The following is a 13495-nucleotide window of genomic DNA, read 5'->3' on the forward strand; positions in this document are numbered from 1 at the left end:
TCCAAATCAGGTATATTCAGTAGTTATCACACGAAAGCGAGTGAACGCCGTGAATTGGATTGGTAGTGACTATCAATTACTCAAGCAAGCCGTTAATCATGCAGTTCTCAATCAGAAGGTTATCAGTCATAACCTTTCAAACATTGACACACCAAATTTTAAAGCGAAACAAGCGATATTTGAGCAGACACTTCAAAGTGAGATGCGTCTCAAACTACAAGGTGGTCGACCGAGTGACTCGACTCAATCAAAAGTAGTCGATCGAGCAGGTGGAGCGATGAGAAGTGATGGCAACAATGTCGACTTAGATTATGAAATGAGTGAACTGGCACGAAACCAACTCCAGTACGAGGCGACGATGGAGCAATTAAATCGCAGGCTCGGAGGATTAAAATCAGTTATTCGGGGAGGGCGTTAATCGATGGGAATGTTTGATAGTTTTCATATTTCAGCATCAGCGTTAACGTCTCAACGTTTACGAATGGATACCGTCTCAGCCAACATTGCCAATGCCCAAACGACACGAGGGAAACTCGTAGATGGCGAGTGGCAACCTTATACGAGAAAGATGACTGTGTTGCAGGAAGCACCTTTCCGAAAACAAATGGATGCTGTTAATGGTGGGGTGCAAGTGTCTCAAATTATCGAAGACGATGCACCTTTCAAGTTGGCCTACAATCCGAGCCATCCCGATGCGGACGAGCGTGGGTACGTACAAATGCCAAACGTTGATTTGTTAAAAGAGATGGTCGACCTAATGGGTGCAACTCGCTCTTACGAAGCGAACATTGCTGCAATGAACGCATCGAAGGCGATGCTCGTCAAAGCGATGGAGATTGGAAAAGGATAAGGAGTGATCAGGGATGCAAATTAATCCGATTCAATTGATGAGCCCGGAAGTCATGCCATCAATGAACAAAACGAACCCATCTCAGTTTGGGTCGTATTTGAATGAAGCGATGAACGCGCTGAATGAGACACAACAAGCGACAAGTGAGGCCCGTAAAGATTTGGCCGTCGGAAAAGCTGACCTTCATCAAGTGATGATCCAAAGCGAAGAGTCGTCGATTGCGATGCAACTTGCCATCGAGGTGAGGAACAAGGCTGTTGAAGCCTATCAAGAAATGATGCGAATGCAAGTTTAATTGTAGAGGATGACAAGTTGCGATGAATGAACAATTAAAAGAACGATTCAAATCCATGACCGACTCATTGAAGGCGATTTCAACGAAGCAAAAACTCGTATGGGGCATCTCGATTGCGGTCATTCTAATCGCGGCCTTCGTACTCACATTCTTCCTTTCGAGACCAAACATGTCACCTCTCTATACGAACTTGTCTGCACAAGAAGCAGGTGAAGTGACGGAGAAGTTGACGGCGGACGGAGTGAAGTCAGAAATCAAGGCGACTTCGAACGGTGTGAGCGTATATGTACCAAATGAAATGGTCGATCAGTTAAAAGTGAGCCTTGCCGCGGCCGGGATTCCAAAATCCGGATCGATTGACTATAGCTTCTTCAGTGAAAACGCAGGTTTTGGAACGACAGACCGTGAAATGGCTGTCATCGAACGAAGTGCAATGCAGACGGAGTTAGAGCGTCTCATCACTCAAATTGAAGGTATCAATCAAGCGAAAGTCATCATCTCCCTTCCTGAAAAGTCTGTCTTTTTAGCAGAAGATCAAGGCGAACCGACAGCTTCAATTGTATTAAACGTCGGTGCAGGAACGAGCTTGGAACCGAATACAGTGAAAGGCCTCTATCATTTAATCAGTAAGAGTGTTCCTAACTTAAAACCTGAAAATATTTCAATTATGGATCAATACTTTACGTATTATGATCTCGATCAAACGGTAGTTGCAGGGGGCTCTTCATCTGACCCATTGGCACTAAAACGTCAAGTCGAAAAAGATGTCCGTCAACAAATCCAACAGATGTTATCTGTCTTACTAGGTGAACGGAGCGTACTCGTTTCTGTCACAGCTGATATCGATACGACACAGACAGCCGAAGAACAGAATTTAGTGACGCCAGTTGATGAAAAAAATATGGAAGGTATTGTGACTTCAGCTGAACGAATCGCAGAAGCTTACACAGGCGCAACTGGGACGGCGACAGAAGCAACTGGGACTGGTGAAAATGACACAATCAACTTCCCGGCAGCTACAGGGGACGGAACGGAAGAAAGTGAAAAGAATCATGAAATCATCAATTATGAAGTGAATCGCATCACCAAACAGATTCAAAATGCACCGTATACGATTCGCGACCTAGGTGTGCAACTCATTGTTGAGCCGCCAGATGGTGCAACGAGTATCGATCCACAACTCGAAGGTGATCTCGAAACGATGATGTATTCCATCATTCGAACTTCATTAGCGAAGACGGATGTGGCCATCACAGATGCCGAACTCGAACAGAAGGTCGTCGTTGTGTCGAGACCGTTCGCCGAAGTAGAAGAAATCGCGGCAACGGAACTACCTACACCATGGTGGATGTATGCGACAGCAGCCGGAGCGGTCATTCTTATTGCGCTCATCTTCTTCGCGATGCGTAGACGCAAGCAAGAAGTCGTGGAAGAGACGAACGAATGGGAAGTCCCATATGAAGATGAAGTTCCAGACCTGGACCTCGAGGAGCGAGGTGAAGGGGCAGTGAAGAAGAAACAGTTAGAAAAATTAGCTGAAAGTAATCCAGAAGAGTTTGCTAAACTGCTTCGTACTTGGATGTCTGAGGAGTGAGTAACGTGAATTATGCAAAACAATCGAATCGCGAAAAAGCAGCGATGCTCATGATTTCCCTGGGACCGGAAGTGGCGGCGAACGTCTATAAGCATCTTTCTGAAGAAGAGATGGAACAACTGACGCTTCAAATTTCAGCGTTAAAAAAAGTGTCCCCGGAAGAAAAAGATAGCATTCTCGGTGAGTTCCATGAGCTCGCCATGGCACAAAGCTACATCACTCAAGGTGGGATCGGATTTGCGAAAACGGTCCTTGAGAAGGCCGTTGGTGAAGATAAAGCGATGGCATTGATTCATCGTCTAACATCGACCTTACAAGTACGACCGTTCGAGTTTGCACGAAAAGCAGACCCGAAACAGTTACTGAACTTTATACAAAATGAACATCCACAGACGATTGCATTGATATTAGCCCATTTAGAACCGGTCAAGTCAGGCCAGATATTATCGGAGCTACCGCCTGAGATTCAATCGGAAGTAGCAAAACGGATTGCGACGATGGATCGACTCAATCCTGACGTTATTCATGAAGTGGAACAAATTCTTGAAAAGAACCTCTCGCAAACGGATATGCAAGATTATGCCCAGTCGGGTGGTATTGAGGCGGTTGTCGAAGTGTTGAATGGTGTCGACCGGACGACGGAACGCACGATTCTCGATGCGCTCGAAATCGAAGACCCAGAGCTCGCAGAAGAAATCAAGAAACGCATGTTCGTATTCGAAGATATCGTCACACTCGACTCTCGTGCGATTCAACGAATCATCCGTGAAGTGGCGAACGATGATTTGTTGTTAGCACTCAAAGTGTCTTCAGAAGAAGTAAAACAAATCATCTTCAAAAACATGTCACAACGGATGGTCGAAACGTTCAAAGAAGACATGGAATTCATGGGGCCAGTGCGATTGCGTGACGTGGAAGAGGCGCAGAGCCGCATCGTCGGAATCATTCGCCGCCTAGAGGATGTCGGCGAGATTGTAATCAGCCGAGGTGGAGGAGATGACATCGTTGTCTAATGTAATCAAACGTCAACGTGCAATGTCGAACATTCCGCAACGGATTGAATCCAAACGATTAGAAACACCCGTTATTGAACCGACCGATCACATCGACCATCATCAAGTCATCGAGTCGCGCTACGAGAAGCTGAAACAGGATGAAGAAGCATTTCAACAGTTTCAACTGACAGAAGTAGAGCAATTAGAACGTTTGAAACAACAAGCGTTTGAAGAAGCCCGTTCAGAAGGGTATCAAGCTGGTCTTCTTCAAGGGAGACAGGATGGACTGGCGGAGTTTGAAGACATCACGACGCGTTTAAATTCCGTTTCGACCGAGCTCGAACTCTTGTTTGAAGAAAAATGGAAGCAAGCGGAAGAACAGCTGATTGAATTGGCCGTTTCAGTCAGTGCTCATGTGACAACGGATCTTGTTCGAAAAGATGAAGAGTTGTTTGCGACGATGATTCGTGAACAGATGTCACACCTAATTGACGCCGAAGCACTCACAATCTTTGTACATCCGACCCGACTCGCATCGATTCAGCAATTCGAATCGATGTGGCGGACAGACGAGACACCGCCTCTTAAGTATCGTGGAGATGGATCGCTTGACGAAACAGCTATTCGAATTGAATCGCCACATCGAGGAAATGAAGTCGATTTATCGTACAGCTTCGAACGCATCCAAGCCAAAATCGAGGAGGTTTTAGCGGATGGCGCTTATTGAACAGGTCATCGAATCAATCAAGCAGTCCGCAGATGGCGAGTATACGCGTAAAATCGGTAGAGTCTGTCGGGTCGTCGGATTGATGATTGAATCAAATGGACCGAGCGCGTTTGTCGGGGAACGATGTTTGATTGTCCTTCCTTCAAATGAAACGGTTGAAGCAGAAGTAGTTGGCTTCAATGAAGAGCGTGTTCTTCTCATGCCATACGGTGAAACTATCCAAATCGCACCGGGTTGTCTTGTAAAAGGGACAGGGAAGATGCTTCAAGTTCCTGTAGGCGCAGAACTGATCGGACAAGTACTCGACGGTTTAGGACGTCCCTTATCCGGTGAGCAACTCGTGACCGGAAAACGTTACGACGTTCAACGCAAACCGCCGAACCCACTGAATCGACCGAGGATTTTAGAAGCTCTATCGACCGGTGTCCGCATGATTGATGGTCTTTTGACCGTCGGAAAAGGTCAACGTGTCGGATTATTTGCCGGGTCTGGCGTAGGAAAGTCGACGTTGCTCGGGATGATTGCCAAACGTTCTTCTGCTGACATTAATGTCATTGCACTCATTGGAGAACGTGGGCGAGAAGTGAAAGAGTTCATCGAAAAAGAGCTTGGACCGGAAGGAATGGCTCGATCCGTCGTGATTGTAGCGACGAGTGATCAGCCACCGCTTGTCCGCTTGAAGGGTGCATACACGGCTACCGCGATTGCAGAGTATTTCCGCGACCAAGGAAAAGAAGTGGTTCTCATGATGGACTCGGTGACACGTTTTGCGATGGCGCAGCGTGAAATTGGACTCGCAACCGGTGAACCACCGACATCTAAAGGGTATACACCGTCTGTATTCGCCATGTTGCCACAACTGCTAGAACGGAGTGGTACCGCAGCCAGCGGATCAATCACGGCGTTTTATACGGTGCTTGTCGATGGGGATGATATGAACGAACCGATCGCTGATGCGGTGCGAGGGATATTAGATGGACACTTTGTCATGGACCGTTCGCTTGCGAACCGTGGACAGTTTCCTGCGATCCATGTCTTAAAGTCGATTAGCCGGGTCATGAATCAAATCGCGTCTCCTGTACATCGGGAAGCGGCTCAAACATTCCGTAGCTGGTTGGCAACTTATATCGATGCAGAAGATTTGATTAATATCGGTGCATATAAAAAAGGGACCAATCCGGCAATCGATACGGCAATTGAGAAGTATCCATTCTTATTGACGTTCTTGAAGCAATCGATTGAGGAAGACGCCGCATTTGAACAGACGATGGGCCACTTGTCACATATCGCGCGAGGTGAATCATGAATAGACTCATATTAGAACGAATCATGCCTATAGCTGAACATGAGAAAGAAGATGCTGCCTTAGAAGTAAGGGGGTTGAAATCGAAACTCGAAACGGAGATGGAGAAGTTATATGATCTCCTCTTAATGTATGAAACATTGATTAAACATCAAGATGAACAATCTGGAAGAATCGATCTCCTCATGTCGCAATATCGTGAAAAAACACGAGAACAAGTGAAACGTCAAATCGAGACGCAACAGCTCGTCGTTCAACAAGCGCGCAATCACTATCATGTATCGCAAGAGCGATTGCTCGGCAAAGTGGTGGAAGAAAAGAAATATGTGACACTGCATGAAAAAGCCAGCCTGCATGAGATGACAGTGGCAAAACTTACAGAGCAACAAATGATGGACGAACTTGCTGTGATTCATCATGGGAAAGGGAAGTAGCATGGCAAAAGAGAACAATAAACGAGGCAAGCAAATGATTGTGGCGTTGGTCCTCATCCCAGCGATTTTCATTTTAGTTGGCGGAATCGTCGTCATGAACTATGCGATGGACCGTCCACTGTTATCTGTTCCCTTACTAGAAGTAAAGAATGACGAAAAGACGGGGGAAACTAAAACGTCTGAGACTCAAGTCAATGTAACGGGAATCGATTCAGAAACAACGAATCGCTTGAAAGCGGCGAACAGTGAGATTGAAAAATTACGGAATGAGAATGTTGAATTGACGAACGAAGTAAAAGCGAGACAAGAAGAAATTACCGATTTGATTCGCGAACGAGATCGTCTCACCTCTGAGCTTGAAGCAGCGACTAAAGAAGATGAAACCTCATCCGATGTTGCCAGTGTCTATGAAGAAATGTCTGCCAAACAGGCTGCAGCAATCATGGGCGAGCTAGAGAGCCCACAGGTAGCTGACCTGTTAAAGGAATTATCTCCTAAACAGCAGGCGGATATTTTAGGGCGTATGAACGCACAGCAAGCTGCGGTTGTGACGCAGCTTCTCCAATGAACATGAAAAGGGAGGGCCAACATTGAATATCGCTTTATTGACACAAGCCATTCAAGGATCAACGGCTCGAGCCGGAGTTGCGGAAGGTGAGTCGCAGAGCGCAGGCGGCTTTCTAGACCTCCTGTCGGCGATGCTCGGTTCGACGCAAGGCTCTGGAGAGCAAACAGCACTTCCTCATCTTGAAGAAGGCGCGCTTCCTGAAGCAGCGGTCGACCTTGAAAAGATGGCTAAGGAACTCGAGTCATGGTTTCAAAAACCTGACACGTTGGATTGGCTTAAGTCATTACCGCAAGATGCGTATCGTACGTTTATGGATGCGTATGTAGGATTACTCGGGCAATTGTCCAATTCTTCACAAGAAGCTGAGACGCTCTCAACTTCGGTTTTACCGGTGATTACGCAGGCTAGCTCATCAATCAATGTAATGAACCAAAAAGAAGCAGCTGGTCAAACGCCACATGTTCCAGTCACTCAACCTGTTCCGAATCAAGAACTTGCAAAGCATGTTCAAACGATTCAGCGGATCATCACGCAACATAAAGGTCCAGGCGAGGGCACAATGAAAGAAGTTCCCGTAATGACGAATGTTGAAACCGTAAAAATAGCAAAACCTGCACTTCAGTCAAGTAATGTCGACTGGATGCCGAAAGGAATGAACTGGTCGAGACCACAAATTGATGTGGATACCGTCATGTATGCTTCAAAAGGGTCAATTCCTGAAAACTTACAAGCTCGGATTGAAGCGGCTCTTCAAAAGGCACCGTTCAAAAGTGGGGCGGATGGTTCAAAAGTGTTCACCGTGAGGCTATATCCGGAGCAACTTGGAGAACTTGTCGTCAAGTTGGAACGGAAGAACGGGGAGCTTGTCGTCAAAATGTTTGCCAGTAGCCAAGAGGCGAAGCAACTGATTCAGTCGCAAGTCCAACAGTTGCAGCAAACATTGGCACCTCATTCTCAAAACGTTCGGGTTGAGGTCAACTTGACACAACAAGCTCTTGATTCGAAGTCGGGCACGTCAGAAGGTTCTGAGCAACCGGACCAGGAACAACCTAACGAACAGCCGAAAGGAGGATCTGAAGATGACGAGCATCCAGCCGAAGACGAATGATTATACATTGCCAGACCAGTCGCTTCCAAAAGCGACGAATCAATACGACAAGGACATGTTCATGAAATTGTTACTCGCTCAAATCGCGAACCAGGACCCGATGTCGCCGATGGAAGACCGTGAATTCATCGCACAGATGGCGCAATTCTCTTCACTCGAACAGATGCAAACGATCTCGAAACAACTTGACTCTGTCCTCGTTGACCGCCATATGTCATCGATTTCTGAATACAGTAGCATGATTGGTAAAACAATCGACTTCACATCAGAAACGAGCGAAGAGACGACAAAAGGGTCAGGTCGCGTTGTCTCAATCTCTCGAAATGATTTAACAGGGTATATGGCCGATCTTGAAGACGGCACGTCAGTCAGCGTATACGATATCACTTCCATCAAATAAGCGTAGGAGGAAATATAATGTTAAGAGCAATGTACTCAGGAATCAGTGGATTGAAGAACTTCCAATCAAAGCTAGACGTCGTCGGGAACAACATCGCCAACGTCAACACGTTCGGATATAAAAAAGGTCGCGTCACGTTCAAAGACCTCGTCAGTCAGCAAGTTGGTAGTGCATCGGGTGGTAACGGAACGACTGCAGGGGGGATTAACCCGAAAGAAATCGGACTAGGTGGTACGATGGCAACGGTCGATAACGTGTACAACCAAGGGGCCATGCAAAATACAGGGCGTGCCCTTGATGTTGGAATTTCAGGTGAAGGTTTTTATGTAACACGAACTGAAAATGGATTCCAATATACTCGTGCAGGTAACTTTTATACTGACAATGATGGAAACCTTGTCACTGGGGACGGGACGTTCTTACTAGCTTCTCGTACAGCGACACCACCAGCTGGAACTCCACCACTTAATTCTGTTGAAACCGCAATTGCACCATACGATCCAACGGTAACTCCTGGTCCAGCAGATGGATATGGCCGTATTCAGATTCCTCCAACTGCCAAAGCGATTTCGGTTGCAAAAGACGGTAAAGTCAGCTTTGTAGATGATGCAGGTAAATTACAAGTTGCGGGTTATATTGTCACAGCAAACTTTGCGAACAATGCAGGTCTTTCAAAGACTGGGGCAAACAACTTTTCTGAATCACAAAACTCAGGTGTACCGCAGATTGGAGTCCCGGGGGCAGAAGGTAGAGGAACACTCGTCTCCGGTGCGCTTGAAATGTCAAACGTTGACCTCTCTGAAGAGTTCACGGAAATGATTGTGGCACAACGTGGTTTCCAGGCGAATACACGTATTATTACAACTTCAGACGAGATTCTTCAAGAGCTCGTTAACTTGAAACGCTGATGATTCGCGTCACGGCATTTCGAGGTGAGGAGTTCGTGCTCAACGCCCTGCTCATCGAAACGGTGAAAGCAGAGCCCGACACGATTATCCAATTGTTTAATGGCAAAACGTATCTCGTGAAAGAAACGAAAGACCAAATCATTGAACGAACCGAAGTCTTTTACCGCTCAATTGGTTTAGTCGGAACGATGTTCACAAGAGGTGAAGAAGATGAGTGAAGAAGAAAAGAAAAAAGGTGGCGGCCTGAAGGTCGTGATTATCTTGCTAGTCGTCCTGCTCGTCATGGGCGGAGCCGGGTTCATGACCTACAAATACGTCTTCGGTGATAACGTCACTGCTAAAACGAAACCGGTCACGGCTGAAGAGTTGGCGGAACGTAGTTTCATGACAGATGATATGACGACAAACATTCAAGACGAGCGTTTCATCAACGTTCAATTTACGATTGTCACTGATGCAGCTGAAACAAAAGAGAATTTAGAACTGCGCAAGTTCCAAGTTCATAACGTTATTCTTGGCGATTTGGCTGGCATGACCAAAGCACAGTTGACGACGAAAGAAGATATGCAAAAGTTCGAACAGACATTACGAGAACAACTTAACGGACTGCTTGAAGAAGGTGAAGTCCAACGCGTCTATATGACGAAGAAAATTATTCAGTGAGGTGGCATCATGGGAGAAGTACTGTCTCAACAAGAAATTGATGCCTTACTATCTGCTCTAAGCAGTGGGGATGTCGAAGCGGATTCCTTTCTCGCACAAGAGGAAGAGAAAAAAGTTCGACAATACGACTTCAAGCGAGCCGTTCGATTTTCTAAAGATCAAATTCGTAGTTTAACTCGGATTCACGAGCACTTCACTCGCATGTTAACGACATTTTTCTCGGCCCAGCTTCGCACATATGTTCAATTTTCGGTCAACTCGGTCGAACAATTACCGTACGATGAATTCATTCATTCTATTCCGAGTATGACGATGATCAACTTGATTGAAGCGCCACCGCTCAACGGTCGGTTCATCATCGAGGTCAACCCGAACATTTCGTATGCGATGTTAGACCGCTTACTTGGTGGCCCGGGTGTCGAGGTGGATAAAATCGAATCGTTCACTGAAATCGAGATGCGGATTTTGACGCAATTGTACAAGCGTGCCTTTTCAAGTTATGGGGATGCATGGGAATCGATTGCAGAGATTAAAGCAGAAATGTCTGCTGTTGAAGTGAATCCGCAGTTCTTGCAACTCGTTTCACCAAACGAGACGGTCGTGTTGATCTCGATTGGAGTGACGATTGGGGAAGTGAGTGGGACAATCAACGTCTGTCTCCCATTCGTGACAATCGAACCTGTTTTATCCAAACTCTCGAGTCATTATTGGATGCAGGAAGCGAATCGTCGGAATGCGAGCGAATCGAGTAAAGAACCGCTCAAAGCCCAGTTGATGAACTCGGCGGTCGAGGTTGTCTCTTTACTCGGTGAGACGACAATTACGTTTGGAGATTTACTGCATCTAGAAGTTGGAGATTGTTTGGCACTTGATCAATTAGCGAAAGAACCTCTATCCGTCATGGTGGGAGAAAATAAAGTATTTAAAGGGCAAGTCGGTGTGAGCGGGAAGCGAATGGCTGTGCAAGTGCTTCACCGTGTGAAGGAGGAAGAGCAATGAGTGAGATGCTGTCACAAGATGAAATTGACGCGTTATTACGTGGAACAAGCGACAATACGCCGACGCCGGAAGTCGAAGTGAAAGAAGAACATTTAGATTCGATGGAGAGCGACGCACTTGGGGAAATTGGTAACATTTCGTTCGGCAACTCGGCAACGGCCTTGTCGACACTACTACAACAAAAAGTTGAAATCACGACACCGATTGTCAGTGAAGTGACAATTGATGCCTTGCGTGAGCGTTACCCAACTCCTCACGTGGCCTTACGTGTTGGTTACACAGAAGGAATTAAAGGGGAGAACGTCCTCGTGTTGACTCGCGAAGATGCGGCCATCATTTCTGATCTTATGCTAGGTGGAACGGGTGAGAATGTAGATCCTGATAGTCTCGATGAGATTCGTTTATCGGCTGTTCAAGAAGCGATGAACCAGATGATGGGTGCGGCAGCAACGTCACTGTCGACGGTATTTTCGAAAAAAATCGACATTTCCCCACCACTTGTTGAAGTATTTGATGCAACGAAGAATCAGACCATTATCGATCGGCTTGAACTTTGGGAAACAATGGTACTCATTGAATTCAATCTCAAAGTGGGCACATTGATTGACTCTAAAATCGTCCAGATTGCACCAATTCAGTTTGGAAAGCAATTGGTCGATGAGTTGATGAAAGCAACCGGGGAAGTAAAACAATCGGTAAAAGAGCAACCGAAAGTGGAAGCACCAAAACCGCAACCGCAAGCACAATCACAATCTGTTGCCCCGCAACCGGATAAGCAAAAGCCCATGCCTGAAGTGGCAGTGAGTCAGGCAGAATTTATGCCGCTCCAATCATCGGCCTCACAAGATGCAGCCCCGGCGAACCTTGGTCTATTGTATGACGTTCCGTTGAACGTGACAGTAGAGTTAGGAAGAACGAAAAAATCCGTTCGGGAAGTGCTTGAGTTATCGCAAGGCTCCATCATCGAACTCGACAAGCTAGCAGGTGAACCGGTCGATATTTATGTCAATCAACAACGAATCGCTAGAGGAGAAGTTGTGGTCATTGAAGAAAACTTTGGGGTACGTGTAACAGAAATTATTCAACCGCATGAGCGGATCGGAATCGTCTAAGGAGGAAATTAGAATGAGTGCAAAAGTATTAGTAGTGGATGACGCAGCGTTCATGCGCATGATGATCAAAGATATTTTGACAAAGAACGGATATGACGTAGTAGGTGAGGCGGAGAACGGAGCGGACGCAATTGCGAAATACCGTGAACTCACACCGGATCTCGTCACACTCGATATTACGATGCCTGAGATGGACGGTTTGGCAGCCTTGAAAGAAATTCGCAGTTTTGACTCAAACGCTAAAATTATTATGTGTTCGGCGATGGGGCAACAAGCGATGGTCATTGATGCGATTCAAGCCGGTGCGAAAGATTTCATCGTCAAGCCGTTCAACGCAGAACGCGTCATCGAAGCAGTTTCTAAAACGGTCGCACAATGAAGCAATGGTGGTTGATTATTCTTCTCGTGGTCGGGCTCTTTGTTCCGGCCACGGTTGAGGCCGCCACCGTAGACCAACAATTCGAGCAACAACAGACAGATGAAGTGGAAAGTAAAGTTCCAACGACAGCGTCAACGATTGGCAATGGCGTGAAAGTCGTGTTAAGTCTCGTTGTCGTGGTCGGTGGTTTCATCGTCTTGATGCGTTGGCTCAGTTCAAAAACACAAGGCGTGAAAGCGACTCAACATATGAAACATCTCGGAGGTGTCCCTCTCGGAAAAGATCGCTCTGTCCAGCTCGTGAAGCTCGGGGACCAAGTGTACGTCCTTGGTGTAGGTGACTCGATTCAACTGATCGATCGACTCGATGCGGAAGCGGTGGATGACGAGCAAACAGAATCTTTGTCACTCCGAACGTCAAATTCGAATGCATTTTTAGACACCTTTAAGAAACAACTTGCTCAGCTAGAAGAAGTGAGGAAGAAATCATGACAACGTTTGAGCAATTAATCAATTTAGAAACACCGGACAGTACCTCGACATCCATCAAGTTATTGATTTTGTTGACGTTACTGACGCTTGCACCATCCTTTTTAATCTTGATGACCTGTTTCACCCGGGTCGTGGTCGTCCTGTCATTCATTCGACCAGCGCTCGGTACACAGCAAACCCCGCCAAACCAATTGATTGTCGGATTGGCATTGTTTATCACACTGTTCGTCATGTCGCCGGTTCTCTCTGACTTAAACGAGAACGCTTTGAAGCCTTACCTCGATGACAAGATCTCACAAGATGAGGCGTTCGATGAGGCGAGTGGGACGATGAAGGCATTCATGTCGAAATATACGAGACAAGAGGATTTGCAATTGTTTTTGAAGTATGGGAATTACGACCAGCCTGAAACACTTGATGATGTACCGCTTCTCGCTTTGGTACCTGCTTACGCGATCAGTGAGTTGAAGACCGCATTCCAAATCGGCTTCATGATCTTCTTACCGTTTTTAATCATTGATATGGTCGTCGCAAGTGTCCTCATGTCGATGGGGATGATGATGCTTCCACCGGTTATGATCGCACTACCGTTTAAATTATTACTGTTTGTATTGGTCGATGGTTGGCACTTGATTGTGGAATCATTGCTTAGAAGTATGTAGGGGGAAC

At 46.4% G+C, this 13495-nt stretch carries 19 protein-coding genes; all 19 read left to right on the top strand.

Annotated elements, in window-relative coordinates:
• Positions 1–49 precede the first annotated feature (49 nt).
• The 19 genes from flgB to fliP are packed head-to-tail and all read left to right on the top strand — an operon-like array spanning position 50 to position 13488.
• Positions 50–418, top strand: coding sequence for a flagellar basal body rod protein FlgB (gene flgB, locus KNO95_RS02450; RefSeq protein WP_214702244.1), 369 nt, complete (start codon positions 50–52; stop codon positions 416–418).
• Between the two features lie 3 nt (positions 419–421).
• Entirely contained in the window at positions 422–850 is a 429-nt protein-coding gene (flgC, locus tag KNO95_RS02455) for a flagellar basal body rod protein FlgC (protein ID WP_026826253.1), read from the top strand.
• 13 nt (positions 851–863) lie between these two features.
• Positions 864–1145, top strand: coding sequence for a flagellar hook-basal body complex protein FliE (gene fliE, locus KNO95_RS02460; protein WP_026826252.1), 282 nt, complete (start codon positions 864–866; stop codon positions 1143–1145).
• A gap of 22 nt (positions 1146–1167) precedes the next feature.
• A complete protein-coding gene (gene fliF, locus KNO95_RS02465; RefSeq protein ID WP_214702243.1) occupies positions 1168–2739 on the top strand; it encodes a flagellar basal-body MS-ring/collar protein FliF in 1572 nt (523 codons plus the stop codon).
• Positions 2740–2744: 5 nt separating this feature from the next.
• Entirely contained in the window at positions 2745–3752 is a 1008-nt protein-coding gene (gene fliG, locus KNO95_RS02470) for a flagellar motor switch protein FliG (RefSeq protein WP_026826250.1), read from the top strand.
• A complete protein-coding gene (locus KNO95_RS02475) occupies positions 3736–4461 on the top strand; it encodes a FliH/SctL family protein (protein ID WP_214702242.1) in 726 nt (241 codons plus the stop codon). The genes fliG and KNO95_RS02475 overlap by 17 nt, the downstream gene beginning before the upstream one ends.
• Positions 4448–5767, top strand: coding sequence for a flagellar protein export ATPase FliI (gene fliI, locus KNO95_RS02480; RefSeq protein ID WP_026826248.1), 1320 nt, complete (start codon positions 4448–4450; stop codon positions 5765–5767). Before KNO95_RS02475 ends, fliI begins: the two co-directional genes overlap by 14 nt.
• A complete protein-coding gene (locus tag KNO95_RS02485; protein ID WP_214702241.1) occupies positions 5764–6198 on the top strand; it encodes a flagellar FliJ family protein in 435 nt (144 codons plus the stop codon). The genes fliI and KNO95_RS02485 overlap by 4 nt, the downstream gene beginning before the upstream one ends.
• 1 nt (position 6199) lies before the next feature.
• Complete coding sequence (locus KNO95_RS02490; protein ID WP_026826246.1) at positions 6200–6766, top strand: MotE family protein; 567 nt, start codon at positions 6200–6202, stop codon at positions 6764–6766.
• A gap of 22 nt (positions 6767–6788) precedes the next feature.
• Positions 6789–7874 (top strand): flagellar hook-length control protein FliK, encoded by a 1086-nt coding sequence (locus tag KNO95_RS02495; RefSeq protein WP_214702240.1) that lies wholly within the window; start codon positions 6789–6791, stop codon positions 7872–7874.
• A complete protein-coding gene (locus tag KNO95_RS02500) occupies positions 7846–8274 on the top strand; it encodes a flagellar hook capping FlgD N-terminal domain-containing protein (protein WP_026826244.1) in 429 nt (142 codons plus the stop codon). The genes KNO95_RS02495 and KNO95_RS02500 overlap by 29 nt, the downstream gene beginning before the upstream one ends.
• Before the next feature lie 17 nt (positions 8275–8291).
• Positions 8292–9182, top strand: a complete 891-nt coding sequence (gene flgG, locus KNO95_RS02505; protein WP_026826243.1) for a flagellar basal body rod protein FlgG — start codon at positions 8292–8294, stop codon at positions 9180–9182.
• Positions 9182–9400, top strand: coding sequence for a flagellar FlbD family protein (locus KNO95_RS02510; RefSeq protein WP_026826242.1), 219 nt, complete (start codon positions 9182–9184; stop codon positions 9398–9400). The genes flgG and KNO95_RS02510 overlap by 1 nt, the downstream gene beginning before the upstream one ends.
• Positions 9393–9845, top strand: coding sequence for a flagellar basal body-associated FliL family protein (locus KNO95_RS02515; RefSeq protein WP_026826241.1), 453 nt, complete (start codon positions 9393–9395; stop codon positions 9843–9845). The genes KNO95_RS02510 and KNO95_RS02515 overlap by 8 nt, the downstream gene beginning before the upstream one ends.
• 9 nt (positions 9846–9854) lie before the next feature.
• Entirely contained in the window at positions 9855–10844 is a 990-nt protein-coding gene (gene fliM, locus KNO95_RS02520; RefSeq protein ID WP_026826240.1) for a flagellar motor switch protein FliM, read from the top strand.
• Positions 10841–11956, top strand: a complete 1116-nt coding sequence (gene fliY / locus KNO95_RS02525; RefSeq protein ID WP_026826239.1) for a flagellar motor switch phosphatase FliY — start codon at positions 10841–10843, stop codon at positions 11954–11956. Before fliM ends, fliY begins: the two co-directional genes overlap by 4 nt.
• Before the next feature lie 13 nt (positions 11957–11969).
• Positions 11970–12335, top strand: a complete 366-nt coding sequence (locus tag KNO95_RS02530) for a response regulator (protein ID WP_026826238.1) — start codon at positions 11970–11972, stop codon at positions 12333–12335.
• The gene (locus KNO95_RS02535; RefSeq protein WP_026826237.1) at positions 12332–12826 is read left to right on the top strand and encodes a flagellar biosynthetic protein FliO; all 495 of its coding nucleotides are present in this window, start codon (positions 12332–12334) and stop codon (positions 12824–12826) included. The genes KNO95_RS02530 and KNO95_RS02535 overlap by 4 nt, the downstream gene beginning before the upstream one ends.
• Positions 12823–13488, top strand: a complete 666-nt coding sequence (gene fliP / locus KNO95_RS02540; RefSeq protein WP_026826236.1) for a flagellar type III secretion system pore protein FliP — start codon at positions 12823–12825, stop codon at positions 13486–13488. The genes KNO95_RS02535 and fliP overlap by 4 nt, the downstream gene beginning before the upstream one ends.
• The last annotated feature ends 7 nt before the right edge of the window (positions 13489–13495 follow it).

Origin of the sequence: Exiguobacterium sp. ERU653 (assembly GCF_018617775.1) — a bacterium.
Taxonomy (GTDB): domain Bacteria; phylum Bacillota; class Bacilli; order Exiguobacteriales; family Exiguobacteriaceae; genus Exiguobacterium; species Exiguobacterium marinum.